The organism is Saccharopolyspora antibiotica, assembly GCF_047200635.1.
Classification (GTDB): Bacteria; Actinomycetota; Actinomycetes; order Mycobacteriales; family Pseudonocardiaceae; genus Saccharopolyspora_C.
The window spans coordinates 24,885-50,459 of sequence record NZ_JBJZOI010000004.1 but is presented as its reverse complement, the minus strand read 5'-3'; the positions used below and the strand labels follow the sequence as shown (position 1 = coordinate 50,459).

Here is a 25,575-nt window from a genome sequence, read left to right as displayed (position 1 = left end):
CCGCTCCGGGCCGCGTCGACCGGTTCCGGCCGACGCCGGGCCTCCGTCCCGCGTCGCGGCGGCGGCTCGGCCGATCGGACCGGCGACTCCGCACGAGCGGTTCCGCCCGCTCGCGAGGAGGCGGGTGGATCACCTTACGCGGATCACCGCGGTGCCGGTCGATCGAGGTGCGAACCGCGCCCTGCGCCACCGTGGCCGGCGCCTGGAGCGCCGCTCCCGACTCCGGCCACGATCGTTCCGCGAAGCTTACCCGCAGTGCTCAGGCCGGCGACGTCACGCCGTGCCGTTCACCGCGCCGCGCCGCCACCCGGGCGCTCTGCCTGCGGGGACGCGTCCAGCGGGGGGTGTTCGCGCGGCAGGTCGTCCTCACTGACGGACACCACCTCGCCGTCGATGACGTCCCCGTCTCGGTAGGGGGAGGAGGCCGGGCCCGGCCCGGCGGACCCCTGCGCGCCGACCCACCCGGTCCGCATTCCCGCTGCCACCCGCTGCCGGGCCCGCTCGGCGTTGCGCTCCGCGAGGCGCTGCACGTACCGGCGCAGGAGGGCGCGGGTGGGCGGCAGCAGGCACAGCACGCCCAGCACGTCGCTGACCAGCCCGGGGAGCACGATCAGCACTCCCCCCGCGACGACCAGCGCCCCGTCCGCGAGCTCCCGCTCCGGGGGCCTGCGCAGCGTGACGGACTCGTTGAACGCCTCGAAGGCGCGGCGGCCCTCCCTGCGCAGCAGGAAGCCGCCGACCACGGCGGACAGCACCAGCAGGCCGATCGTGGGAAGCACGCCGATGGCGTTGCCGACCAGCACCAGCACGCTGATCTCCACGACCGCGGCCACCAGGAGCAGCAGGAGAACGGGCACATCCACCTCCGAGGCATGACGTCTCACCGTGTTCAACGCACGGGATGCCCGATTTTCTCCCGCCCCGCCACACCGCTCGCACGGGGTGTCCCGCGCCACGCGCCGGTACCCGACCTGGGTGGCCCCCGGGCCTCCTAGACTGATCGGCGATGCGGGCGCACATGACGAGGTTCCTCGCACTGCTGGCGATCTGCGGCGTCCTGGCGCTCGCGGTCCTGGTCAGTGATCAGTACCTGCCGAGCCTGCCGCAGCAGCCGCAACGGCTGCCCGCCGCGGTCGTCACGCTCGGCGACAGCACGCTGTCCGGGGAGGGTGGCGGCCAGTACGAGGCGGGCACCAACGGGGAGGCCGGCAACTGGTGCCACCGCTCTCCCGCCGCCCCGGTCCACCAGCTCCGGCTGCCGCCGGAGGTCACCGCGATCAACCTGGCCTGCTCCGGGGCGCGCGCGGGACTCGTCGGCTCCGGCGGGAGCCCCGAGCACGCCGAGGGCTCGCAAGCCGCCCAGCTGGCCGAGCTCACCGAGCGCTTCCGGATCACCGACGTCGTGGTCCAGGTCGGCGCCAACGACGACCCCGGTTTCACCGACGCCGTCAACCGCTGCGTGGAGGCCTGGGCGACCCGCGCGCCCGGCGGCTGCTCCGAGCAGCTGCGCGACGACTGGCCGCGACGGGTCGAGGCGATGCGGCCGAAGGTCGTCTCCGCGCTCCGCGACGTCCGCGCCGTGCTGGACCGCGCCGGGTACACCCCGGCCGCCTACTCGCTGGTCGTGCAGTCCTACGCGTCCCCGGTGGGGCCGGACGTCAACCCCCGGCTGAACAACCTCGCGGGCTGCCCGTTCCAGCCCGAGGACCTGCGGTGGATCCGGGACACCGGCGTGCCGGAGCTCTCCCGCGGGTTGCGCGCGGCCGCCGACGAGGTCGGCGCCCGGTTCCTCGACCTCTCCCGCGCCGGGCGCGGGCACGAGGCCTGCACCGCGCCCGGGAGCGCCCCGCCCGGCTCGCCCGCCGACGTCGGTGACGAGTGGTTCACCCGGCTGACCGTGGACTGGGAGAGCCTGCGCGACGACCGCCGGGCGCCGCACGCGATGCAGGAGTCCTTCCACGCCAACCCCGCCGGTCACGCGGCGCTGGCCGGGTGCCTCGGCGACTTCCTCGCCGGGGAGGCGCACCGCGCCACCTGCCTGGAGAGCGACGGCGCGCTGCGCGCGATCCCCCTGCGGGAGCCCTGACGCACCGCCTCGCGGGCGAACCGGCCCGAGTTCGGCGATGCGACGATCGTCCCGGACACCACTCGTCGAGGGGAATCGCGATGACCGCAACGCCGGGCGGCCGGGAGCCGCTGCGCTCGCTGACGATCGAGCAGAAGGTGGCGCTGCTGGACGGCGTCGACTTCTGGCGCACCGAGCCGATTCCCGAGCACGACGTTCCGTCGATCATGCTGACCGACGGCCCGCACGGGCTGCGCAAGCAGCGCACCGGCGGTGATCACCTCGGGTTCGGCGACAGCGTGCCCGCCACCTGCTTCCCCACCGCCGCGGGCCTGGCGAGTTCCTGGAACGAGGACCTGCTCACCCGCGTCGGCGAGGCGCTCGGCGCCGAGTGCCGGGCCGAGGACGTGGCGGTGCTGCTCGGCCCGGGCGTGAACATGAAGCGGACGCCGTTGTGCGGCCGGAACTTCGAGTACTTCGCCGAGGACCCGCTGCTGGCGGGCCGGCTCGCGGCGGCGCTGGTGCGCGGCGTGCAGTCCCGGGGCGTGGGGACCTCGGTGAAGCACTTCGCGGTGAACAACCAGGAGGCGGGGCGGCTCACGATCTCCGCCGAGGTCGACGAGCGGACGCTGCGGGAGATCTACCTGCCCGCCTTCGAGCACGTGGTCCGGGAGGCCGCGCCGTGGACGGTGATGTGCTCCTACAACCGGATCAACGGGGTGTACGCCTCGGAGAACCGGTGGCTGCTGACCGAGGTGCTGCGCGAGGAGTGGGGCTTCGACGGGGTGGTCGTCTCCGACTGGGGCGCGGTCGACGTCCGCGAGGACGGCCTGCTGGCCGGGCTGGACCTGGAGATGCCGTCCTCCGGAGGCGTCGGGGCGTCCGCGATCCTGGCCGCGCTGCGATCCGGCGCGGTCACCGAGCAGGACGTGGACCGGGCGGCCGCCCGGGTGCTGCGCCTCGTCGAGCGGAGCAGGGCCGTGGACGCGGCACCCGCCGTGGACGTCGACGAGCACCACGACCTCGCCCGGCGGGCGGCCGCCGAGAGCGCCGTGCTGCTGAAGAACGACGGCGAGCTGCTCCCGCTGCACCCGGCGGAGACCCGGGTCGCGGTGCTGGGCGAGCTCGCGCGCACCCCGCGCTACCAGGGGGCGGGCAGCTCGCAGGTGGTGCCGACCCGGCTGGACGACGCGCTGAGCGCGCTGCGCGCCGCCGGCTTCGCCGAGCTGTCCTTCGCGCCGGGCTACCAGGTGGAGGGGGCGGCCGAGCCCGCGCTGGTCGCCGAGGCCGTGCGGCGCGCCGCCGAGGCCGACGTTGCCGTGGTGTTCCTGGGGCTGCCGCCGTCGGCCGAGTCCGAGGGCTACGACCGCGAGCACCTGTCGCTGCCCGCGCCCCAGCTGGAGCTGCTGCGGGAGGTCGCGGCGGTGGCCGGGCGCGTGGTGGTGGTGCTCGCGGGCGGCGCGGTGGTGACGATCGACGAGTGGCACGCGCACGCCACCGCGATCCTGCACGGCTGGTTGCCGGGTCAGGCCGGCGGCAGCGCGCTGACGGAGCTGCTCACCGGCGCCGCGAACCCCTCGGGAAGGCTCGCCGAGACGATCCCGGTGCGCGCGGCGCACACGCCGGTGGTCGGCGCGTTCCCCGGGGAGCACGGCGCGGTGCGCTACGGCGAGGGCCTGCTGATCGGCTACCGCTGGTACGACGCGCACGAGCTGCCGGTGGGCCACGCCTTCGGCGAGGGGATGTCCTACACCAGCTTCGGGTACTCCGACCTGGCCGTCGAGGTGCTGGCGGACGGGCCGGAACCGCGGGTGTCGGTCTCGCTCACCGTCACCAACACCGGGTCCCGCGCGGGTCAGGAGGTCGTGCAGCTCTACGTCGCGGATCCGGAGTGCTCGGTGTTCCGGCCGCGGCAGGAGCTCAAGGCGTTCACCAAGGTCGAGCTGGCCCCGGGCGCGAGCACCCGGGTCGTCCTGGAGCTGGACCGGCGCGCGTTCGCCTACTGGCACCAGCCGCTGCGGCGCTGGGTGGTGGAGGGCGGTGCGTTCGAGCTGCGCGCGGCCGCGTCCTCCCGCGACGTTCGGCTGACCGCGGTGGTCGAGCTCGCCGGGGAGCCGGTTCGGGCGCCGCTGACCCCGGCTTCCGAGCTGGGCGCGTGGCTGGACCACCCGGTCGGCGGCGGGCTGCTGCGGGAGGCGCTGGCGGCGAGCGGGCTGGGCGGGATGGTCGACGATCCGCAGCTGTCGCGGATGATGCGCTCGTTCCCCGCCGACCGGCTCTGCCGCTTCCCCGGTGCGGCCGTCACCCCGGAGCAGCTGCGGGAGTGGGCGGCGGAGGCCGACCGCTGAGCGCGCCGCGGTGACCGGGCTCTCCCGCTGACCGCCCGCGTCGAGGGCGCTGCGGCGGGGGCGGCACACTGGGGGACGTGGAGACGGTGAACAACGCGCCCCGGTCGGACACCTCGTCGATCGCCGTGTGCGCGCACGTGGGCATCGGAGCGGACGACTCGGTGGCGCGGGCGGCCCGCGACCGGCTGGGCACCGCGCTGGCGAACTACCGCAGGCACTGGTCGGCGGCGGATCGGCCGGCGTTCGAGGAGCGGCTGCTGCCCGGCGACGAGGCGCCCGCGCCCGCGCGTTGAGTCAGCCGCCGAGCACGAGCAGCCAACCCGCCAGCGCCAGCAGCGTGACCAGCAGCACCGGCACCGTGAGCACGATCCCGGTCCGGAAGTAGCGCCCCCAGCCGACGTGCAGCCCCTTGCGGGCGAGCACGTGCAGCCACAGCAGCGTCGCCAGGCTGCCGATCGGCGTGATCTTCGGCCCGAGGTCGGAGCCGATGACGTTCGCGTACACCATCGTCTCGTGCTCCAGCCCGCTCGCCCCCGCGCCCGCGATGGCGAGGGCGGCGATGAGCACCGTCGGCAGGTTGTTCATCACCGAGGCCAGCACCGCGATCACGAGTCCGGTGCCGAGGGCGGCGGCCAGCACCCCGTGCTCGCCGAAGAGCCCGAACAGCGCCGCCAGCTCCCGGGTGAGCCCCTGGTTTCGCAGTCCGTACACGACCAGGTACATCCCGATGCTGAACAGCACGATCTGCCACGGCGCCTCGCGCAGCACCTTGCCGACCGGGATCACCGGTGCTCCACCGGAGCGCAGCAGCGCCCGGGGCCTGCGGGCCGCGACCGCGAGCAGCACGAGCGCTCCCGCTCCGATCACCGCCGACAGCGGTATCCCCAGCGGCTCGGCCGCGAAGTAGCCGACGAGCAGCGTCCCGAGCACCGCCCAGCCCGCCCGGAAGGTGGTGCGGTCCCGCACCGCGCCCGCGGGTTCGGCCAGCGCGGTCAGCTCGTAGCGGGCCGGGATGTCCCGGCGGAAGTACCACAGCAGCACCGCGAGGCTGGCCGCCACCGAGACCAGCCCGACCGGCACCATCACCACCGCGTAGCGGGTGAAGCCGATGCCGAAGAAGTCGGCGGAAACGATGTTGACCAGGTTCGACACGACCAGCGGCAGGCTTCCGGAGTCCGCGACGAACCCGGTGGCCAGCGCGAACCCGAGGGTGGCCGCCGGGCTGAACCGCAGCGCCAGCACGATCTGCAGCACGATCGGGGTGAGGATCAGCGCGGTGCCGTCGTTGGTGAACACCGCCGAGATCACCGCGCCGAGCAGCACCACGAGCACGAACAGCGTCCGGCCGCTGCCACCTCCCCAGCGGGCGACGTGCAGCGCGGCCCACTCGAAGAAACCGGATTCGTCCAGCAGCAGCGAGATGAGCACGATGGCGACGAACGCGAGCGTCGCGTTCCACACCAGCCCGACCACCGCGGACACGTCGGGCACCGCGATCACGCCGGTCAGCAGGGCCGCGGCCGCGCCGCCCAGCGCGCTCCAACCGATCCCGAGCCCGCGCGGCCGGATGACGACCAGCGCGAGGGTCACGACGAAGATCAGTCCGGCGACCGCTGTCATCATCCGCTCGTCCCACTCCCGGGCCGGGCGGCGGTAGTCGACGCCGGCCGCTGCCGACTCCGCCCGGGCGGACCCGCCCGGCTGCGGCCACCCCGCTGCCCGCGACGCTCCGAGCAGTACACCAGCACGCCCGGCGACCACCGCAGCGGCCCCGGGCGGCGGCGGAGCCGCCGGGTGGGTGGCGGCACCGCCCCGCGACCCGGAGCGCGGTCGGGGTCGGGTCGTGGGAACCGGGGGAGTTGACCTGCCCCCTTCGAACGTTTTAAGTTACTGCCCGGTAGTGCACTGCCTCCCGGAGGAGTCCGACGATGCCCTCGACACCGGAGTTGTGGCGCGGGCTCACGCGCCTCCCCTTCGGGACCCGGCTGTTCTCCTGGGGCGTCTGCCTGCGCGCGCCGTACTTCCGCAGCGTCCGGCCGCACGTGGTGCGGCTCGAACCCGGCCGCTGCGAGGTGGTCTCCCGCGACCGGCGGGCCGTGCGCAACCACATCGGGACGTTCCACGCGATCGCCGCCTGCAACGTCGCTGAGGTCGCCGCCGGGCTGCTCACCGAGGTGAGCATCCCCGCCACGCACCGCTGGATCCCGGTGGGGATGCGGGTGCGCTACCTGGCCAGGGCCGAGACCGGTGTGCGCGGGGTCGCCGTGCTGGACCCGCTGCCGGAACCCGGCGCGGAGGCGGAGGAATGGGTGGTTCCGGTGCGGATCCTCGACACCGCGGGCTCCACCGCCGTCACCGCCGACATCACGATGCGGGTGTCCCCCAGGAGCGGGAGCGCCGCGAAGGCCGCCGGACCGACGTCCTGACCGGCGGGACCGGTGATCGCGCCCCCGCGAACGCGCAACTCGGCGGCTCCCCCGCCGCGGCGCCCCCTCCCGGACGGGAGGGGAGGTCGCGGCGGGAGAACCGCCGAGCGGATCACGCGCTTCGGCCCTCCGGGGGGCCGAGCCGAAGCGATCGGGCGCTGGTCAGTGCGCGACGACCGCGGTGTCCTCGGGGAGCTCGGCGGCTTCCTTCTTGGCCGCCGCGGACGGCTCGCTGATGATCATCGCGAGCACCGAGCTGGTCAGGTGCAGGACCGCGTAGATCCACATGACGCCCTGGATGCCGATGATGCCGATGAACGCGGTGCCGATGGCCGGACCGACGGCCTGGCTGGCACCGGCGCCGAGGGTGTAGGTCGACATGACCTGGCCCTTGCGCCCCGGGGCGTGCTGGGTCATCAGCGGGGGCAGCGGCACGTAGCCGGCGAGGCCGACGCCGAAGATCGCCACGGTGATCGCGACCGGGATGTAGCTGTGACCGACGGCGTTGGGCACGTAGTACAGGCCGAGGCAGGAGACCGCGCCGAGCACGCCACCGAACCAGACGATGGTCTTGTGCCTGCTCCACCGGTCGCCGAGCGCGCCGAAGGCGACCACGCCGGCCAGGTTGGAACCCATCATGATCATGAGGAGCGTGGACCACTCCTCGGAGTTGAACCCGACCTGCTCGATCAGGTACAGCGGGGTGAACACCCAGACGCCGAACTGCGACGTGGTGTTGATGAGCCGGGTCAGCGCACCCAGCCCGACCCGCGGCCGGGAGAACATGATGGTGAAGCAGCCGACCAGCGTCTGAACCACACCGGCGCCGTCGGAGGCCAGCGGCTCGAAGCCGGAGCGCTCCTTGAGCATCGTGAAGACGATTACCGAACCAGCAGCGATCAGGCCCAGCGAGACCCACAGCGTCGGGTAGAAGCCCAGGGCCGGCTTGAGCCCGGCGACCAGGGCCGAACCCAGCACCGGGTAGCCCATCGTGAAGGAGAACCAGTACCAGCCGAGCGCCTTGCTGATCTGCTTCTCCGGCGCCCCGACCATGATCCAGACCAGGAAGCCGTAGGCGAACAGCGGGTAGCCCAGGCCGCGCACCCCGTAGGTGAGCAGGATCAGCACGTAGTTGCTGGTCGGGATGCCGATGACCAGCATCAGCACGTGGCAGGCGGCCCACAGGGCGGCACCGGCCATCATGACCTTGCGCGGGCCCCACTTGTCGGACAGACCGCCCGCGAGGAAGGCGCCGACGGCGGCCGCGAGACCGTAGACGGTGAAGATGATGCCGACGCTGGACTCGCTGAAGCCCAGGTCGACCTTGAAGTAGGTGGAGAGGTAGCTGGTCTCCACCCCGTCACCGATCATGAACAGCAACATCCCGACGTAGCCCCAGAGGAGGACGCGGGGGATGCCGATGCGATCGAAGAACGTCGTCCCACCGGACGACGGGGATGCGGGGGGTTCGTGGGCGGTTGACACCACGGTAGGACCTCCTGACGGGCTTCGGTGCCCGGGTCGGTGCAGCCGGATCGCCTCGCTCAGAACAGGGCGGTCCGATTGTTTCTCCTGGTCACAGCATTGGAGCAGTGACCTTGCAGCTGTCCGGCCGGTCGCGGGGTCCGCGGAGGCGGCCGGTTGTGTGGGATCAAGATGCTAGATATCTCAGATATTTTCAAGATCTTCACGCAAATTGTGCGATAAAGTTCCGGACGACGAGGGAGGCGACGATGCCGATCAGGAAGTCCAAGGCCGAGGTCGAGCAGCGGCGCCAGGCCGTGCTGCGCCACGTCAGCAAGGGCGGCGAAGTGCGCATCGACGAGCTCGCGGCGCGCCTGGGCGTGAGCCTGATGACGATGCACCGCGACCTGGACGACCTCCACGAGCGCAAGCTGCTGCACAAGCGCCGCGCCGTCGCCCTCTCACTGGCCACCGTGGACATCGAGAGCTCCCTGCAGTTCCGGGAGAACATGCACCGCGGGGCCAAGACGGCCATCGGCGAGGAGCTCTGCAACCACGTCTCCCCCGGCAGCACCGTGCTGCTCGACTGCGGCAGCACGCTGTTCCCGCTGGCCCGCCAGCTCGGGCACGTCGAGGACGTGCACGTGATCACCAACTCGCTGCGGGTGACGTACCTGCTCTCGGAGTCGGGCAGGCAGACCACGCTGCTCGGCGACCGCTTCTACCCGGAGTTCGAGTCCTGCGCGGGGCCGGAGATCGTCCGCCAGCTCGACCGCTTCCACATCGACGTCGCGTTCCTCACCGCGACGTGCGTGCAGGAGGGGCGGCTGTCGCACCCGATGCGGGAGTACGCCGAGAACAAGGAGGCGTTCGTCCGGGTGGCGGGCCGCTCGGTGCTCGCCGTCGACCACAGCAAGTTCGGCCTGTCGGCCACCTACGCCTACGGCGACGTGCGGTCCTACGACGTGCTCGTCACCGATGACGCCGCCCCGCCCGGAGAGACCGCGATGGCCCAGGCGCTCGGCGTCCAGGTGGTCGCCGTCGCCCAGACCTGGGACGAGGGGTGAGGGCCGGGAACCGCTGCCGCGCGGCGGAATCCGGGTGGATCAGCCGGTCAGATCCAGGAGCCCGCGACGTCGACGACCCACTGCCACGGGTCCTCGCCCGCGGCGGGCCGCGCGTTGAAGTACTCCCACCCGGTGACGCCGCCGAACTCGGGGTGCGCGGCCCGCAGGGCGGCGAACGTGCTCCGCAGGCCAGCGACGTCGACGTAGCCGGAGGCGCCGTTGGCCTGGTTCGTCAGCACGGTCACCGAGATCCGCTCCGCCGGGATCACGCCCCGGGAGACGATCGCGTCGAAGTCCGCGGTGGAGGAGGCGTCTCCCCACCCGTTGTAGAACTGGGCGTTGAACCAGGCGATGTCGTCCCCGGCCTCGCGGTAGAGCTGCTCGTAGTCGAAGCCGGAGAGGTTGCCGCCACCGGAGAGCGCGCTGGCCACCGGCCCCATCGTGATGAGGAACTCGGGACCGAAGTCCGCCCGCAGCGCCGCGATGACCCGCTGGATGCCCTGCTGGGACATCTCCTCCTCGACGTTGAGGTCCACCCCGTCGAGGCCGCGATCGCGCAACAGGTCCCGCAGCAGCGGGTAGTAGGTCTCGAACTCGGTGTCCAGGCGCTGGAAGCTGCCGTGCGCGGCGCCGCCGACCATGGCCAGCACCTGCACCCCCTCGCCCTGCAGGGCCGCCAGGTCCGCCCACATCGGGTCGAACTTCGGGTCGTCCGGCGGTTCGTCGTTGAGGTGCACCTCGGTCGGGGAGTTCAGGTGGACCGCGCCGACGATCACCTCGGTCACCGGGGCGCCGTGCTCGGTCAGCCCCAGCGGCGAGAGGTAGCGGTCGCCGTCGTACTGGGTCTGGTAGTAGACCGCCGCGTGCTTCCCGCCCTCCGCGCCGGCCTGCGGCCGCACCGCGACCAGCAGCGCCAGCACCGCCGCCAGGGCGACGGCGACCAGCACGATCAGCGCGGCCCGCAGCAGACCGACCCGGTGCGGTGCGGGGAACAGCAGGCTCATCGGGGGATTCCTCGTCTCCGGTCCGGCGCAGCGCGCATGATCAGCCCATCAGACCGCCCGCGCCCCGGCCGGTCAACCGCTCGATCGGAGCAACGCGCTCCCGTTCGCCGTTCGGTTCCGGCCATCACAGAGCGCAGGGCAGGACCGGGAGCCCGCGGCCCGCGTCGCGGACGACGAACAGCGCCCCGGCGGCCGGATACCGCCGCACGTCGGTGGCCTGGCGCGAGGTGGTGACGAACAGGTCGGCGAGCGCGGGCCCCCCGAAGGTGCAGGCGGTCACGCGCGGCACCGGCAGTTCCACCACGGCCATCGGCTCGCCGTCCGGCGCGTAGCGGCGCACCGCCGCCCCGCCCCACAGCGCGACCCACAGGCAGCCCTCGGCGTCGACGGTGAGCCCGTCCGGGGCGCCCGCCTCGGGCGGGACGCGCACCACCGGCCTGCGGTCCACCAGTTCCCCGCCCCGGTAGGTGAAGGCGTCCACCCGCTGCGTCGGGGTGTCCGCGTAGTAGGCGGTGCTCCCGTCGGGACTCCACGCCAGCCCGTTGGAGATCGTCACCCCGCTGACCACCACCTCCGACCGGCCGGAACGGTCCAGCCGGTGCAGATCGCCCGCGCCGGGGGTCTCGTCGTAGGCCATCGAGCCGCAGTAGAAGCGCCCGTCCGGATCGCAACCGCCCTCGTTCATCCGGATCCGCGGATCGGTCCAGAGCTCCCCCAGCTCGCGCACCTCGGTCAGCTCGTCGTCGGCGAGGGCGAAGCCGCGCTCCAGGGCGAGCACCGCGCCGCCGCCGCGGCGGGGGCGCAGCGCGGCGGCCACGGTCCCCACGTGCGCCCGGTGGACCCGCCCGTCCGGCATCAGCGTGAGCACGTCCCCGGCGAGCATGTCCACCCACCGCACACCCGGCCAGCCCGGGTGCCACACCGGCCCCTCCCCGTGCTCCGCGCACGGCCCGGTCAGCCGCCGCGCCCGCAACCTCCGCATCCCGCGGCCTCCCCACGTCCGGCCCGTCGCGCGGGCGGTTCAACTGATCCCGGCCGCGTCACCGGCCCGGGCGCAGCAGGATCTTGCCGACCTCCGGCCCCGGGCCGGCGAGCGCGTCCAGCGCGGTGCGGGCTTCGGCGAGGTCGTACTCGTGGGTGACGATGCGGCCGGGATCCAGCACCCCCGCGGTGAACAGCCGCACCACGTGCGTCCACGCCCGGGACGGCGCGCCGAACACCGTGTGCAGCGTGAGCTGCGCCGAGACCAGCCGCGAGGTCACCAGCACGTCGGACTCCGGCGGCAACCCGGTCAACGCGACCCGGCCGCCGCGGCGGGCCAGCCGGGTCGCCAGGTGCGCGCTGCCTGCGGTGCCCGCGGTCTCCAGCACCGCGTCGAACCGCCCGCAGCGCCGCACCGCCTCCAGCGGGGTGAGCACCGCGCTCGCCCCGCACCCGGCGGCGAGCTCCTCGCGGCCCGTTCTCGGCTCCACCACGACGAGTTCGGCGGGCGCGGTCGCGGCGAGCAGTTGCGCGCCGAGCAACCCGAGGCTGCCACCGCCGACCACCGCTACCCGCTCCCCCGCCGTGCCACCGAGGCGCAGGCAGGCTTCGCCGACGCAGGCCGCCGGTTCCAGCACGGCGGCCGCGCGCAGGTCCGCCTCCGGCGGCAGCACGTGCAGCAACCGCGCCGGCACCAGCAGGTGTTCGGCCCAGGCTCCGGGCAAGGTGAACCCGGTCTCCTCGTAGCCGCTGGCGCACAGGTTGCTCTCCCCGCGGCGGCAGGCGTCGCAGGACCGGCAACCTCGGAAGCCCTCCCCGACGACCCGGTGCCCGACGTGATCCGCGGTGACCCCGGCGCCGACCGCTTCGACGGTGCCGGACCACTCGTGCCCGGGCACCACCGGGTAGCGGACGAAGCCCTCGGGCCTGCCGCCGGTGAACACCTCCCGGTCCGAGCCGCAGATGCCGCTCCAGGCGACCCGGACCAGCGCCTCGCCCGGCCCCGGTTCGAGGGGGTCGACGGAGCTGAGGCGCAGCTCCCCCGGCCGGTCGATGACCACCGCGCGACCGCTCACCGCGTCCCCTTCGTGCCCCGGAACTGCCAGTCCTCGGCGTAGAGGTCGAAGTGCGCGCCCTCCGGCGGGTGCTCGCGGACGAAGTCCACGTCGAGCTCCACCCCGAGCCCCGGTGCCTGCGGCAGCGCGAAGTAGCCGTCGACCACCTCCGGCAACCCGGGAGCGGCCTGCTGCACGTGCCGGTCGGCGAAGTCGTTGAAGTGCTCCTGGATCTTGAAGTTGCTGGTGCTGGCCGCCAGGTGCAGGTTCGCCGCGGTGAGCACCGGGCCGCCGACGTTGTGCGGGGCGACGAGCACGTAGTGGGTCTCGGCGGTCGCGGCGACCTTGCGGGTCTCCAGGATGCCGCCGAAGTGGCCGATGTCGGGCTGGATGATGTCCGCCGCGCGGCGCTCGAACAGCTCGCGGAACTCGATGCGGTCGTGCACCCGTTCCCCGGTGGCGACCGGAACGTCCACCTTCTCGGCCACGGTGGACAGCGCCGCGACGTTCTCCGGCGGCACCGGTTCCTCGATCCAGGCCGGATCGAACTCGGTGAGCTCGCCCGCGATGCGAACCGCCTCGGCCGGGGTGAACCGGCCGTGCATCTCCACCAGCAGCTCCACGTCCGGTCCGATCGCGTCCCGGACCGCCTCGACCAGCGCGGTGGAGCGGCGTCGCTCGGCGGCCTCCAGCTCCCAGCGGCCGGGGCCGAACGGGTCGAACTTGAGGGCCCGGTAACCGCGGCGCACCACCTCCCGCGCGGCGGCGTGGAAGTCCTCCGGGGTGCGCTCCACCGTGTACCAGCCGTTGGCGTAGGCCTTGATCCGGTCGCGGACCTTGCCCCCGAGCAGCCGCCACACCGGCTGGCCCAGCGCCTTGCCGATGATGTCCCAGCAGGCCATCTCCACGCAGGCGATGCCGGACATCGCGATCTCCCCGGCCCGGCCGTAGTCGCCGTGCTTCATCCGCTGCACCAGCGATTCCACGTCGAACGGGTCGGTGCCGGCCAGGTGCCGGGGCGCCGCCTCGCGCAGGTAGCCCAGCAGCGCCTGGGTGTGCCCGAGCATCCGGGTCTCGCCCACGCCGACGAGCCCGTCGTCGGTGTGCACCAGCACGTAGGTCAGGTCCCGCCACGGCGTGCCGAGCACGAAGGTGTCCAGGTGGGTGATCCTCACGCGGAGCTCCTCTCGCCCTCGGGCGGGTCCTGGCGCAGCGGGCGGATCCGCTGCCACAGCAGGAAGAACGCGCCGACCAGCAGCATCGCCGCGCCCGTCCACAGGTTGATGTTGATGCCCTGCGCCTTCGCCAGCGCCGCCTCGTCGGCGAACACCCCGGCGGCGCCGATGAGCAGTCCGTAGAACGCGAACAGACCGCCGATCACGTTGCGCACGTCGAACAACCGGGCCGCGGTACCGGAGGCGCGTTCCTGCGCGGCGACGGCGGCGGCGTGCTCGTCGGGCCTGCCGTGGGGTTCGGTCCCCCGCTGGGAGTGAGGTGGTTCGGTCAAGGTGACCTCCGCTCGGTGTCGGGCCGGGCTCAGAAGGAGAACGGCAGGTAGCACAACGCGGCGAGCACGATCGCGCTCCAGCCCAGCAGCGCCGGCCGGCGGTACCAGGCCGAGTCCCCGGCCAGCACCTCGCCGGTGTCGGCGGCCGCCGCCCGCGAGTAGACGAGCCCGCGCAGCTCGGCGTCCGGCTTCGGCGCGGTGGCCAGCGCCACCGGCACGCTCACCGCGACGTCCACCGCGAACGCGATCATCGAGGAGATCATGTTCGCGCCCTGGTCGGTGCTGATCGGCACCACGCCCGTCTTGTAGGCGACGTAGAAGGTGATCGGCGCGGCCGTGCCCGCCAGCAGGCCCCAGAACCCGGCCTGCGCGGTCATCCGCTTCCAGAACAGCGCCAGCACGAAGGTGGCGAACAGCGGGACGTTGAAGAAGGAGAACAGCGTCTGGAGGTAGTTCATGATGTTGCTGAACGAGGCGGCGATGAACGCCGTGCCCATGCCCGCGAGCACGCCCACCGCCGTCACCACCCGCCCGACGCGGAGGTAGTGCGCGTCCGAGCGGCCCGGCCGCAGGTAGGGGCGCCAGATGTCGGTGGTGAACACGGTGTTGAAGCTGGAGACGTTCGCGGCCATGCCCGCCATGAACGAGGCCATCAGCCCGGTCACCGCGAGTCCCAGCACCCCGTTCGGCAGCAGGTCCCGCATCAGCAGCGGGATCGCGTCGTTGTAGTCGTAGGCGCCGCCCGCCTGCCCGATCCGCGGGTACACCAGCAGGGCGATGATGCCCGGCAGCACCACGATCAGCGGGATGAAGATCTTCGGGAAGGCCGCGATCAGCGGGGTGCGCCGCGCCGCCGAGAGGTTCCGCGCCGACAGCGAGCGCTGGACCTCCGCGAAGTTCGTCGTCCAGTAGCCGAAGGACACCGCGAACCCGAGGCCCAGGGTGATCGTGAGCCAGTTCGCGCCCAGCGGGTTCTCCTGCCCGAAGCCGGTTCCGCCCCAGGCGGTGAGGAATTCCGGCCCAGGCCCGGCGAAGACGCGGTCCACGAACCCGCCGATCCCGCCGACCCGCGCCAGCCCCAGCACCGTCAGCGGCACCAGCGCGGCCACGATGACGAAGAACTGCAACACCTCGTTGTAGATCGCCGAGGACAACCCGCCGATGATGATGTAGGCCAGCACGAACGCCCCGGCGACCCCGATGGACAGCGGCAGCGGCCAGCCGAGCAGCGCGCGCAGCACGATCGCGAGCGCGTACAGGTTCACCCCCGCGATGAGCACCGAGGCGACCGCGAACAACCCGGCGCTGAGCAGGTGCGAGGCGCGGCTGAAGCGCAGCAGCAGGAACTCGGGGACGCTGCGCACCTTCGAGTTGTAGTAGAACGGCATCATCACCAGGCCGAGGAACACCATCGCCGGGATCGCGCCGATCAGGTACCAGTGGATCGTGTAAGCGCCGTACTGCGCGCCGTTGGCCGCCATGCCCAGGATCTCGGTGGCACCGAGGTTCGCGGACACGAACGCCAGGCCGGTCACCCACGCGGGCAGGGACCGGCCGGACAGGAAGAAGTCGAGGCTGTTGCGCACGCTGCGCTTGGCGGCCAGGGCGATGCCCAGCACCACCGCGAAGTAGACGATCAGGATGAGGTTGTCCATCCAGTTCATGGACAGCCGCAGACCATCGGCAAGGAGCATGGGAGTTCCCCCGTCGTGAGCGGAGTTGCCTTCGGGCCGGGCGCGCCGCCGTCCGCGCGGGACGGTGGACGCGCCTCAGCGGGGCGGATGCGGTCCGGTGCTGTCCCGCACGACGAGCTCTGCGGGTACGACGGCCCTCGCGGGCACGTCCTGTTCTCCCGCCACCAGCCGGAGCAGCTGGTCGCAGGTGGTGCGCCCCAGGGCCAGGAAGTCCTGTCGCACCGTCGTCAGCGGTGGTGAGTAGTAGGCGGCCTCGGGCACGTCGTCGAACCCGACGACGCGCACGTCCCCGGGTACCGAGCGCCCCGCCTCGGCGAGGGCGCGCAGCAGCCCGAGGGCCATCTGGTCGTTGGCGGCGAACACGGCGTCGGCCCCCGGGTGCCGCAGCAGCTCCCGGCCCGCCTCGTAACCGGAGCGGGGACTCCAATCCCCCCGCAGCACCGGCGGAACCGGAGCTCCGGCGGTGCGCAGCGCGCCCCGCCAGGACTCCTCGCGGGCCTCGGTCTCGAACCAGCCGTCCGGTCCGGACAGGTGCCAGACCGTGCGGTGCCCGAGGTTGAGCAGGTGCTCGGTGGCCTGCCGCCCGCCGTCGCGCTGGTCCACGGCGACGACCGGCACCGGGGCGTGCGCGGTGTCGGCCACCGCGACCACCGGCAGGTCGGCTGGCACCTCGCCCAGGGCCCGCCCCGTCTCGGCGTGCGGGGCGATGACGACGATGCCCGCGACGCCCTGCCCGCGCAGCGCGTGCACGGCCTCGACGATCCCGGCCCGGCCCGGTTCGCGGACGCTGGTGACCGAAACGCCGAAACCCGAGTCCCTGGCGGCGTTCTCGATGCCGAACAGGGTGCTGGCCGGTCCGTGCAGCACCGAGTCCAGCGCCACCACCCCGAGCACCCGGGACCGGCCGGTGGCCAGGCCCCTGGCGTGCGGGTTGGGCCGGTAGCCCAGCCGCTCGACGGCGTCGAGCACCCGCCGCCGGGTCTCGGCACGCGCCGCCCCGGTGCCGTTGACGACCCGGGAGACCGTCATCGGGGACACCCCGGCGAGCGCGGCGACATCGGCCAGCGAAGCCCGCTGCGACGGGGAACCCGCCGCCTGCGCGCCAGTCCCTCCGGACATCGCCACCTCCCCCGCTTCGTCGTCGACCGGGTCGAGCGCCGCCAGTGTTAGCGCTACCACCGGGGTGGTCAAGACACCCGGGACCGAATTGCTCCGCCTGCCGCGACCGCGCTCCCCAGGACGGCCGCTCCCGCTCGTCCGCGGTGGCGGCACCGCCTCCGCGCCGTCCCGTCGGCGCAGCCGCGGCCACCGCCGGTTTCCGGACGAGCGGGGCGGTTCCGGGACGCGAACCGGTCGGGAACGACGGTCAGCGGACCAGGTAGCGGTCGACGAGGAGGTTGGCTCCGGTGGCGAGCGCCACCAGCAGCCCCGCGGGCAGCAGGACCGCCCAGGGCTGGAGGAACAGGGCCTCCTGGTTGCGCTCCACCAGCACCGCCCAGTCGGCCGTCGCCGGGTCGAGCCCCAGCCCGAGGAAGTTCGCCGAGGCGACGAGGTAGAGCACCAGGCTCAGCCTGCCGCCCGCGTCCACCGCCACCGGGCCGAGCACGCCCCGCCCGAGGTAACCGAGGTGGACGCGCCACCAGGACTCCCCTTGCATCCCCAGCGCTTCCACCACCGAGCGCCGCCGGGCGCCGAGCGCCGCGCCGCGCACCAACCGCACCACGGCCGGCAGCTGCAGCAGCGCCACCGCCACCACGAGCGCGCCCGCCGTCCGGGCCCCGGTGGCCGCGAGGACCATGAGCACCAGCAGGCCGGGCAGCGCCAGCACCAGGTCCAGGCCGCGGGTCAGCCACCGATCGACCCACCGCAGCGGCTGCCCGACCGCCGCCAGCGCCAGCGGCACCCCGACGACGTAGGCGAGCCCGAGGGCGCCGACCGCCAGGACCAGCACGGAACCCCCGCCGCGCAGCACCAGCGCGAGCACGTCGCGCCCGAGCACGTCGGTGCCCGCCACGTGCCCGGCACCGGGTGGTAGCAGCGGCGCGTGCACGGCCCGCGCGGACCCGGCGAACAGCGGTCCGGCCAGCGCGGCCAGCAGCGGGACGCCGAGCAGCACCCAGCCCAGGGCGCGGCTCACCGGGCACCCGCCCGGAAGCGGTGCGCGACCAGGTCCACCAGCAGGTTGACCCCGATGGTGATCGACGCGAACAGCAGGGCGTAACCCTGCACCACCGGCAGGTCCCGCGCCCGCACTGCCGCCACGAAGCCAGCGCCCAGTCCGGGCAGCGCGAACACCGCCTCGATCACGACCACGCCGCCGAGCAGGCCGTCCACGGTGCGCGCGAGCTGTTGCAGCACCGGTCCCAGGACGTTCGGCAGCACGTGGCGCAGCACCACGGCCCGCTCGCCGAGCCCCGCGCGACGCGCGTGCGCGGCGTACCCGGCGTCGCGCCCGGCGACCACGCCGGTGCGGACCTGTCGCGCCAGCCCGCCGAGCTGCCTGGCCACCAGCACCGCGACCGGCAGCACCAGCACCGCCGGATCGGCCAGCAGGGACCAGCCCGACTCCCCGGCGGCCGTCGCGGGCAGCAAGCCCATCTCCACGGAGACGACTCCGACCAGCAGCAGCGCGAGCGCGAACTCCGGGACCGAGTTCAGCACCACGGCGGCCGCGTTCACGGCCCGGTCGAACCGCGACCCGGCGCGCAGCCCGCTGCGCACGCCGAGCCACCCGGCCAGCGGCAGCACCACCAGCAGCGTCAGCGCCGTGAGCAGGACCGTGGTCGCGGCGTGGGACGTCACCTCGTCGAGCACCGGTCTGCCGGTGCGCAGCGAGCTGCCGAGATCACCGCGCAGCAGACCTGCCGCCCAGTCCAGGAACCGCTCCCCGAGCGGCCGCTCCAGCCCGAGCCGCTCCCGCAGCGCGGCGAGGCGCGCGGCGTCGGCGTGCTCGCCGAGGATCACCACGGCCGCGTCCCCGGGCAGCAGCGCGGTCAGCGCGAACACGCCCACGGCGACCACGGCCACCTGCGCCAGCGCCACCGCCGAGCGGGACAGCAGCGCGCCGAGCACCCGCCCGCCGGAAACCGCGCCGCGCGGCCGCGCGGCGAGCGCGATCAACCCACGCTCACCCGGTCGAACCGGGCCCAGTCCAGGGAGTTCGGCGGCGCCCCGCGCACCCCGGAGATCCGCTCGGAGGTGGCGACGTTCCAGCCGCTGAACCCCCACACCACCATGCCGCTGCGCTCCCGCGCGAGCAGCTGGGCCCGCGCCAGCAGTTCGGCGCGACGTCGTTCGTCCGCTGTGGACAGAGCCTGCGAGTGCAGCGCGTCGAACTCCTCGGAGCGGTACCCGGTGTAGTTGTTGCTGCCCGCACCGGACGTCAGGCGCTGCCCCAGGAAGATCGGCACCGGCAGGGCCGCGGTGCGGCTCAGCGCGGCCACGCCGTGCTCCTTGATGTCGGAGAAGTAGGTCTCCGCCGCACCGACGCGCGGCGCCACCCGCATCCCGATCTCCCCGAGCTGCTGGGAGATCAGGCTGGCCGCACCGTCGAAGTACGGGTCCACCGAACTGGTCCGCAACTCCCAGCCGAGCCCGGTCGCCCCGGCCTCGGCCAGCAGCGAACGCGCCAGCTCCGGGTCCCGCTCGGGCTCGGGCAGCCCGGCCGGGTAGTAGCGCAGCCCGGCGCCGAACAGGTCGTTGCCGATCCGGCCCTGGCCGCTCAGCGCGATCTCCAGCAGCGCCCGCCGGTCCAGCCCGGCCCGCACGGCCCGCACCAGGCGGGGATCGGAGAACGGCGGCCGGTCCACTTTGAGCAGGATCGCCTGCATGGTCCCGAAGGGCGCCGAGCGCACCCGGGCCCGCCCGCCCCGCTCCAGCAGCCGCACCGAGTTCGCGCTCACGTCGTGGGCGTAGTCGACCTGCCCGGACAGCAGCGCGTTGATCCGCGCGCTCTCCTCCTCCACCGGCACGAACTCCAGCTCGGCGGGCAGCGCCGGGCCGGACCAGTGCCGGTCGTAGCGGGCGAACACGGCGGACCCGCCGGGCTCGAACGAAACGAACCGGAACGGTCCCGAGCCCACCGGCCGGGTGAAGTCGGTGGTGTCCGCCGGGATGATCTCGGTCGCCGGAGCCCCCCAGGCCGCGGGGAACTCGAAGTTCGGCGCGCCCAGCACCAGTTCCAGCTCCATCGCCGACAACGCCCGGCTGGCACCGAAGTCCACGTCGGCGAAGTGCGCGGCGGCCTGGGCTGCGGTGGTCTCCTCGGCGATCCGCCGGTAGGTGTGCAGCACGTCCTCGGCGGTGACCCGGCGCCCGTCGTGGAAGGTGGCCGCGCGCAACCGGATCCGCCAGCGGGTGCCGGTGGGGTCGGGTCGCCAGGACTCGGCCAGGCGCGGGACCACGCTCATGTCGTCGGCGTACCCCACCAGGGTGTCGAACAGCGCCTTGGCCCGCGCTTGGTCCACGAACAGCGAGCCCGTGTGCGGGTCGAGGGATTCGGTGGCGCCACCGGTGGGGAAGGCCGCGCGCAGCCGCCCGGGACCGGATCCGGCGCCACCCGCGCAGGACACCAGCGGCGCCGCGGCGATCGCCCCGGCCACACCGGCCAGCAACCGCCTGCGGCCGATCGCGGTGCTCACGCCGGGTGGACGGGCCGTGGGAACTGCCCTCGAACGGGGGCGTGCGGGGATCTGGTCGGGCGCACTCTCGCAGTACCTCCTCCGGGGCTCCGCGACCCCGTGCGAATCGGTACGACGGTGCCAGTCTCCTGGCTCGCGGATCGACACCGCGTCCGGCCTTCCCACCGGTCTCCCGGCAGTGGCGCTGGTGGACGAGGCTCCCCGTTCACAGTGGCGGGACCGCGCCGGATTCACACCGGCTTCCTGCACACCGTCGCAGTGGAACGCGACCACCCTTCAGCGCGAGTCGATCGTTGTCAAGGACGAGGTGCGGAGTTCGGCCCCGGTCGGCCGCCCGAGCCCCGCCCGGCGGTCAGCGCTCCGCCAGCGCGGCGGCGACCAGCGCGGCGAAGTCGGCGTGACGGGCGGGTGAACCGCTCCCGGTGTCCCACTCGTACGCCGCCCACTCCCCGTTGCCCGCGACCTCGTTCGGGTTGAGCAGCCAGAACACGCCGTTCCCGTGGTCCGAGACGAGCAGCGAGCGGCGGAGCATCGCCAGGTCCGCGGCGAAGCAGGCCACCTCCGGCTCGTCCCACGCCTCGACGAGATCGCCCGCGACGTCCTCGAACCAGCCGATCCCCGGCGTGGCCAGCAGGCCGCAGAGCTCGGTCCCCGGATCGCTCCAGCCGTCGCTGACCAGCAGGAAGTTCCGGTAGCTCGGCGGCAGCGCGCGCCCCAGCCGCTCCTCCAGCCCGGCGACCGCCGCCGCACCGGCGGGACCGTGCCCGCGCCAGTCCTCGACCCCGGGCGTTCCCGCGCCGCGGCGGACCAGGAACTCGCGCCACTGCGCGGACGTGCTCGGGGCAGGTGTCATGCGGTGCTCCTGAGGTTCGCGGGCGGGCGTGGCGGCCTCCACAGGAGACCCCGTCCCGGTCGGCCCCGCAGGGGGGAGGGCGGATCTGGCCGGGGGGAGGTCCTTCGCCCGCGAGCACGCCGCTCACCAGGAGTGCTCGGACTGTCAGGGGTGTGGGGGACAGTGGCGGCGACCTGATGACAGCGCGGCGCACGCCGCGAAGCGGACTCCGCGCCCGCCGCAGCCCGGCACCGAACACGAGGATGACGACGATGAGCACTCCCGGCTTCCCGCCCGGAACCCTGGACGAGGACGGCTACCCGATCTGGTTGTCCGAACTGGACGTGCTGGACCCGAACCACACCGTGCACCTGGTGCGCGACCTGGAGCCGCGCGAGGCGCTGCGGATCCTCGGCGCCGATGCGGAGGCCGCGACGGTGCGCGCGCTGCCCGCCGAGCGGCCGGACGGCTGGACCTCGGTGCTGCGCGCGGCGCTCGGCTCCCCGGACTGCATGTCCGCGCTGCTGGCCGTCCGGATCGGCGGGTGGACGGCCGTGTTCGACGACGCGGGCAGCACCTTCGCGATCGGTGGCCTGGAATCGCTGCGGGGGCTGCTGGCGGGCGCCCGCACCGGCGATTTCAGCGCGCTGCGGGCGCAGGACCCGCCCGTCATGCGCAGCCCCGCCGTGGTGCTCTCCGAAGCGGGCGGGCCCGCGATCACGGTGCACCACAACATCAGCAGCTTGATCAGCCTGGACTACGCGGTCGACGGCGAATCCGCGTTCGCCACCAACTCCGACGACATCGACTTCCTGGAGGAGGAGCCGCCGGCCGAGGTCGCCGCCGCGATCCGGGCCGCGGGCGTCGTCCCGGACGACGAGCTGGAGGAGGATGAGACCGACCCGTGCGCGGTGGCCCGGATCGGCTTCGCCCTGGCCGGAGCGATCTGGACCACCCAGGACGTGCGGGACGCCGAACCGCTGGTGGTGGCGCTGCACTGACTTCCGATCCCGGTCCGGTGCTCGCGGCGGCGGGGCGCCACGGCGGGTGCCGCCGGTCCAGCCGATCCCGGCCCGGAACCGGGCGCGGTTCCGGGCTCAGCCCGGCCGGCGCGTTCGGCGGGTGGGGGTCGCCGTGGTCGGGTCGTCCGGCCACGGGTGCTTCGGATAGCGGCCCCGCAGGTCCGCGCGGACCTGCGGGTAGCCGGTCGCCCAGAAGGACGCCAGGTCCGCGGTGACCGCCGCGGGCCGACCGGCCGGGGACAGCAGGTGCAGCAGCAGCGGGACCGAGCCCGCGGCGAGCAGCGGGACCTGTCGCCAGCCGAACACCTCCTGCACCTTCACCGGCAGCACCGGCCGCTCCCCCGAGTAATCGATCCTGATGCGGGACCCGGACGGCACCTCGACGGTCTCCGGGGCGAGCTCGTCGAGGCGGGCCGCCCGGTCCCAGGGCACCAGCCGGCGCAGCCCGCCCCCGGCCGAGATCCGCGCCAGATCGGTGCGCCGGGCAGCGCGGGAGAGCTCCGGTTCCAGCCAGGTGTCCGCCGCCGCCAGCAGCGAGCCGTCGTCGACGGCGGGCCACGGCTCACCGAGCGCGTCGTGCAGGAAGGCCAGCCGGTGCCGCAGCCGCACCGCGTCCTGGCTCCAGGACAGCAGCTCCAGCCCGTCGGTCCGGAGCCCGTCGAGCAGCGCCTCGCGCAGCAGCGCGGGGTCGGGGGCGCGCAGCGGCCTGCTCTCGACGGTGATCGCCCCGATCCGCTCCTCCCGAACCGCGCGCACCTCGCCGCCGGACCAGGTGACCTCCTCGACGACGCCGCGCAGCGGGGCCGCGACCCGCCGAGCCAGCTCTTCGTCCGCCGGGGCGGCCAGCCGCACCGCGCCGTGCGCGGCACCGGGAGCGCGGTCGGCGATCGCGACGGCCAGCCATTCCGCGTGCCGCAGCGGCGAACCGGGGGGAACCTCCACCGCGGTGCCCGAAGCCATCAGGTAGATCGGCGAGTCCGGAGCGCGGCGGCGCGCGATCCGCTCCGGGAAGGCGAGCGCCACGACCTCGGCGACCGAGCCGGTGCCCGGGGCACCGCTCGCGCGCTGCGCGAGCCTGCGCGCCTCCCGCCGCCACCGATCCGAGCCAGGTCCGCCGCGGCGCAGCTCCGCGAGCGCTGAGTCCACATCGGACTTCGAGGTGACCGCGTCGTCGTCGAGCAGCGCCACCACCTCCGCCGCCACCCGGGCACCGGCGACCTCGGCGCCGTCGAGCAGCGCCCGCGCCAGCCTCGGGTGCAGGCCGAGCTCGGCCATCCGCCGCCCGCGCCCGGTGACCGCACCGGAGCGCTCCAGCGCGCCCAGACCGCGCAGCACCTCCCGTCCGGCGGCCAGCGGCCCGGCCGGTGGTTCGTCCCACCAGGTCACTCCGCTGCCGTCCGGCGTACCCCAGCAGGCCAGCTCCAGGGCGAGGCGGGTGAGTTCGGCGGTGCGGATCTCCGGTTCGGGGAAGGCGGGCAACGTCCCGTGCTCGTGCTCGGGCCAGCAGCGGTAGGCCGTGCCCGGCGCCTCCCGGCCCGCGCGCCCCGCGCGCTGCTCCGCGCTCGCCCGCGAGACCCGGACGGTCGCCAGCCCGGACAACCCGCGTCGCGTGTCCACTCTGGACACCCGGGACAGCCCGGAGTCGACCACCGCGCGCACCCCGGGCACGGTCAGGCTCGACTCGGCCACGGCCGTCGCGAGCACCACCTTGCGCCGGTCCCCTCCTCGCAGCGCGGAATCCTGCTGGGCGTGCGGCAACCTGCCGTGCAGCGGCAGCACGTCCGCATCGGGCAGGTCGCCGAGCGCGGCGGCGACGCGGCGGATCTCCCCCGCCCCGGGCAGGAAGGCGAGCACGTCGCCCTCCTGCTCGTCGAGCGCCGTCCGCACCGCCCGGGCCACGCAGGCCTCGATCCGCTCGCCCCGGTTCGGCGGCAGGTAGCGGTGCCCGACCGGGAAGGTGCGGGCGTGCGCGTGCAGCACCGGAGCACCTCCGAGCACCTCCGCCGCGCGGGTCGCGGCCACGGTCGCCGAGGTCGCCAGCACCCGCAGGTCCGGCCGCAGCCCGGCGCGGGCGTCCAGCAGCAGGGCCAGCAGCAGATCGGCGTCGAGGTGCCGCTCGTGGCACTCGTCGAGGACCACCACGTCCACCCCGGTCAGCTCCGGATCGGCCTGCAACCGCCGCACCAGCAGCCCCGAGGTGACCACTTCGACGACGGTCTCGGGGCCCCGCTTCCGCTCCCCGCGCACCGCGTACCCCACGCGCCGCCCGACGTCCTCGCCGAGCAGCTGAGCCATCCGCCGCGCGGCCGCGCGGGTCGCGAGCCGCCGGGGTTCGGCCACCACCACGCGCATCCCGCGCTCGGCCAGCGCCAGCGGGACCAGGGTGGTCTTGCCGGTACCGGGCGGGGCGACCAGCACGGTCGTGCCGTGCGCGGCGAGCGCGTCGGCGACCTCGCCGAGCACCGGCCGCACCGGCAGGTCCGGCAACCCGGAGAACTCGCTCATCCCCACCATCCTGCCACCCCGGCCGGGCCGCCCACGTGGAGGCGGACGCCTCCGGAGGAGCCGGGCCAGGCCCGCCGTGATGGGTGCGCCCGAGCGGACGGTGCGGCGCGTCGAGGGGACGAGCGGCAGGGTTCCGGAGCGGGCGACCTGACCCGAGCCGCCGTCCGATGCGCGATGCGTCGCCGACGCGGGGTGCGGCACGCGGCGTGGGCGTGCCCCGCCCGGGGCGGCGGCCTGGCCGAACCCCGGCGTTGATCACCCCGCGCGCGGTGGCGGTGCGCTTACGCTGGGGAGATGACGGATCCCACCGGCAGGACCGCCCGCCTGGACCCCGCCGTCGTGGTGGCCGAGGCGGTGCGGGTGCTCGACGAGCGGGGGCTGGAGTCGGTCTCCCTGCGCGCCGTCGCCGACCGGCTCGGGGTCCGGATGAACACCGTCCTCTGGCACGTCAAGAGCAAGGCCCGGCTGCGGGAGATGATGGCCGACGCGATCATCGGCGAGGTCGGCTTCGAGGACCTCCCGGGCCGGTGGGACCGGCGGCTGCGGGAGCTGCTGCACCGGCTGCGGAGGGTGTTGCTCTCCCACCCGGACGGCGCCGTCCTGGTCGCGGGCGCTCACGCCGCCGACCCGCACGCGCTGCGGTTCGCCGAGGAGATCACCGCGACGCTGCTGCGCGCCGGGTTCGGGACGCGCGAGACCTCCTGGGCGGTGTGGACGCTGCTGCACCTGGTCTCCGGGCTGGTGCAGGAGGAGCAGGCGCCGTCCTCGCCCGATCTGACGCGGCTGCGGGCGGAGATCGCCGAGGAGCGCTTCCCCGCGCTGCACAGCATCCTCGGCGACGCCAGCGCCACCGACTTCGCGGCCCGCTTCGACTTCGCCGTGACCGCGCAGCTCACCGCCTTGCGCGACGTCCTCCTCCGCAACCCCCCGGAGCCCGGCTTCCGGCCGCCCTTCTGAGCACCGCC

22 protein-coding genes and 1 riboswitch are annotated in these 25,575 nt (G+C 74.2%); of the genes, 7 read left to right on the top strand and 15 right to left on the bottom strand.

Features of this window, described 5'->3' with window-relative positions:
• Positions 1 to 287: 287 nt before the first annotated feature.
• Positions 288 to 857 (bottom strand): FxsA family protein, encoded by a 570-nt coding sequence (locus ACL03H_RS03695; protein ID WP_412809630.1) that lies wholly within the window; start codon positions 855 to 857, stop codon positions 288 to 290.
• A gap of 149 nt (positions 858 to 1,006) precedes the next feature.
• Here ACL03H_RS03695 and ACL03H_RS03690 point away from each other — a divergent pair, with 149 nt between their 5' ends.
• From ACL03H_RS03690 to ACL03H_RS03680, 3 genes are all read left to right on the top strand, one after another.
• On the top strand, positions 1,007 to 2,086 hold the full coding sequence (locus tag ACL03H_RS03690) for a GDSL-type esterase/lipase family protein (protein WP_412809629.1): 1,080 nt from the start codon (positions 1,007 to 1,009) through the stop codon (positions 2,084 to 2,086).
• An 80-nt stretch (positions 2,087 to 2,166) separates the two neighbouring features.
• Positions 2,167 to 4,413, top strand: a complete 2,247-nt coding sequence (locus tag ACL03H_RS03685; RefSeq protein ID WP_412809628.1) for a glycoside hydrolase family 3 C-terminal domain-containing protein — start codon at positions 2,167 to 2,169, stop codon at positions 4,411 to 4,413.
• Positions 4,414 to 4,490: 77 nt separating this feature from the next.
• The gene (locus ACL03H_RS03680; protein WP_412809627.1) at positions 4,491 to 4,706 is read left to right on the top strand and encodes a hypothetical protein; all 216 of its coding nucleotides are present in this window, start codon (positions 4,491 to 4,493) and stop codon (positions 4,704 to 4,706) included.
• 1 nt (position 4,707) lies between these two features.
• Here ACL03H_RS03680 and ACL03H_RS03675 read toward each other — a convergent pair whose 3' ends face one another.
• The gene (locus ACL03H_RS03675; protein WP_459561765.1) at positions 4,708 to 6,036 is read right to left on the bottom strand and encodes an arsenic transporter; all 1,329 of its coding nucleotides are present in this window, start codon (positions 6,034 to 6,036) and stop codon (positions 4,708 to 4,710) included.
• 305 nt (positions 6,037 to 6,341) lie between these two features.
• On the opposite strand from ACL03H_RS03675, the gene ACL03H_RS03670 reads away from it, so the two are divergent.
• On the top strand, positions 6,342 to 6,839 hold the full coding sequence (locus tag ACL03H_RS03670) for a hotdog fold domain-containing protein (RefSeq protein WP_412809626.1): 498 nt from the start codon (positions 6,342 to 6,344) through the stop codon (positions 6,837 to 6,839).
• A 162-nt stretch (positions 6,840 to 7,001) separates the two neighbouring features.
• Here ACL03H_RS03670 and ACL03H_RS03665 read toward each other — a convergent pair whose 3' ends face one another.
• The gene (locus ACL03H_RS03665; protein ID WP_412809625.1) at positions 7,002 to 8,327 is read right to left on the bottom strand and encodes an MFS transporter; all 1,326 of its coding nucleotides are present in this window, start codon (positions 8,325 to 8,327) and stop codon (positions 7,002 to 7,004) included.
• Positions 8,328 to 8,572: 245 nt separating this feature from the next.
• On the opposite strand from ACL03H_RS03665, the gene ACL03H_RS03660 reads away from it, so the two are divergent.
• Entirely contained in the window at positions 8,573 to 9,370 is a 798-nt protein-coding gene (locus ACL03H_RS03660; RefSeq protein ID WP_412809624.1) for a DeoR/GlpR family DNA-binding transcription regulator, read from the top strand.
• Positions 9,371 to 9,417: 47 nt separating this feature from the next.
• Here ACL03H_RS03660 and ACL03H_RS03655 read toward each other — a convergent pair whose 3' ends face one another.
• The 11 genes from ACL03H_RS03655 to ACL03H_RS03605 form a co-directional block, all read right to left on the bottom strand.
• Positions 9,418 to 10,374: a glycoside hydrolase family 18 protein gene (locus tag ACL03H_RS03655; protein ID WP_412809623.1), complete on the bottom strand. Its 957-nt coding sequence runs from the start codon at positions 10,372 to 10,374 to the stop codon at positions 9,418 to 9,420.
• Positions 10,375 to 10,498: 124 nt separating this feature from the next.
• On the bottom strand, positions 10,499 to 11,356 hold the full coding sequence (locus tag ACL03H_RS03650; RefSeq protein ID WP_412809622.1) for an SMP-30/gluconolactonase/LRE family protein: 858 nt from the start codon (positions 11,354 to 11,356) through the stop codon (positions 10,499 to 10,501).
• A gap of 58 nt (positions 11,357 to 11,414) precedes the next feature.
• The gene (locus ACL03H_RS03645; protein ID WP_412809621.1) at positions 11,415 to 12,431 is read right to left on the bottom strand and encodes a zinc-dependent alcohol dehydrogenase; all 1,017 of its coding nucleotides are present in this window, start codon (positions 12,429 to 12,431) and stop codon (positions 11,415 to 11,417) included.
• Positions 12,428 to 13,585, bottom strand: a complete 1,158-nt coding sequence (locus ACL03H_RS03640; protein WP_412809620.1) for a mandelate racemase/muconate lactonizing enzyme family protein — start codon at positions 13,583 to 13,585, stop codon at positions 12,428 to 12,430. Before ACL03H_RS03640 ends, ACL03H_RS03645 begins: the two co-directional genes overlap by 4 nt.
• The gene (locus tag ACL03H_RS03635) at positions 13,582 to 13,917 is read right to left on the bottom strand and encodes a hypothetical protein (RefSeq protein WP_412809619.1); all 336 of its coding nucleotides are present in this window, start codon (positions 13,915 to 13,917) and stop codon (positions 13,582 to 13,584) included. Before ACL03H_RS03635 ends, ACL03H_RS03640 begins: the two co-directional genes overlap by 4 nt.
• A 29-nt stretch (positions 13,918 to 13,946) precedes the next feature.
• Positions 13,947 to 15,611, bottom strand: a complete 1,665-nt coding sequence (locus ACL03H_RS03630) for a sodium:solute symporter family protein (protein WP_412809618.1) — start codon at positions 15,609 to 15,611, stop codon at positions 13,947 to 13,949.
• A 75-nt stretch (positions 15,612 to 15,686) separates the two neighbouring features.
• Positions 15,687 to 16,730 carry a LacI family DNA-binding transcriptional regulator gene (locus ACL03H_RS03625; RefSeq protein ID WP_412809617.1) on the bottom strand — a complete coding sequence of 348 codons (1,044 nt, stop codon included), beginning with the start codon at positions 16,728 to 16,730 and terminating at the stop codon, positions 15,687 to 15,689.
• A 247-nt stretch (positions 16,731 to 16,977) separates the two neighbouring features.
• Positions 16,978 to 17,748: an ABC transporter permease gene (locus tag ACL03H_RS03620; protein WP_412809616.1), complete on the bottom strand. Its 771-nt coding sequence runs from the start codon at positions 17,746 to 17,748 to the stop codon at positions 16,978 to 16,980.
• A complete protein-coding gene (locus ACL03H_RS03615) occupies positions 17,745 to 18,731 on the bottom strand; it encodes an ABC transporter permease (RefSeq protein WP_412809615.1) in 987 nt (328 codons plus the stop codon). Before ACL03H_RS03615 ends, ACL03H_RS03620 begins: the two co-directional genes overlap by 4 nt.
• The gene (locus ACL03H_RS03610; protein WP_412809614.1) at positions 18,728 to 20,251 is read right to left on the bottom strand and encodes an ABC transporter substrate-binding protein; all 1,524 of its coding nucleotides are present in this window, start codon (positions 20,249 to 20,251) and stop codon (positions 18,728 to 18,730) included. Before ACL03H_RS03610 ends, ACL03H_RS03615 begins: the two co-directional genes overlap by 4 nt.
• A gap of 100 nt (positions 20,252 to 20,351) precedes the next feature.
• Positions 20,352 to 20,543, bottom strand: a riboswitch (cobalamin riboswitch).
• Between the two features lie 60 nt (positions 20,544 to 20,603).
• Complete coding sequence (locus tag ACL03H_RS03605; protein ID WP_412809613.1) at positions 20,604 to 21,104, bottom strand: SMI1/KNR4 family protein; 501 nt, start codon at positions 21,102 to 21,104, stop codon at positions 20,604 to 20,606.
• 251 nt (positions 21,105 to 21,355) lie between these two features.
• Here ACL03H_RS03605 and ACL03H_RS03600 point away from each other — a divergent pair, with 251 nt between their 5' ends.
• Positions 21,356 to 22,084: a hypothetical protein gene (locus ACL03H_RS03600; RefSeq protein WP_412809612.1), complete on the top strand. Its 729-nt coding sequence runs from the start codon at positions 21,356 to 21,358 to the stop codon at positions 22,082 to 22,084.
• Between the two features lie 96 nt (positions 22,085 to 22,180).
• Here ACL03H_RS03600 and hrpB read toward each other — a convergent pair whose 3' ends face one another.
• Positions 22,181 to 24,610, bottom strand: coding sequence for an ATP-dependent helicase HrpB (hrpB, locus tag ACL03H_RS03595; protein ID WP_412809611.1), 2,430 nt, complete (start codon positions 24,608 to 24,610; stop codon positions 22,181 to 22,183).
• A gap of 294 nt (positions 24,611 to 24,904) precedes the next feature.
• Here hrpB and ACL03H_RS03590 point away from each other — a divergent pair, with 294 nt between their 5' ends.
• Positions 24,905 to 25,567: a TetR/AcrR family transcriptional regulator C-terminal domain-containing protein gene (locus ACL03H_RS03590; protein WP_412809610.1), complete on the top strand. Its 663-nt coding sequence runs from the start codon at positions 24,905 to 24,907 to the stop codon at positions 25,565 to 25,567.
• The last annotated feature ends 8 nt before the right edge of the window (positions 25,568 to 25,575 follow it).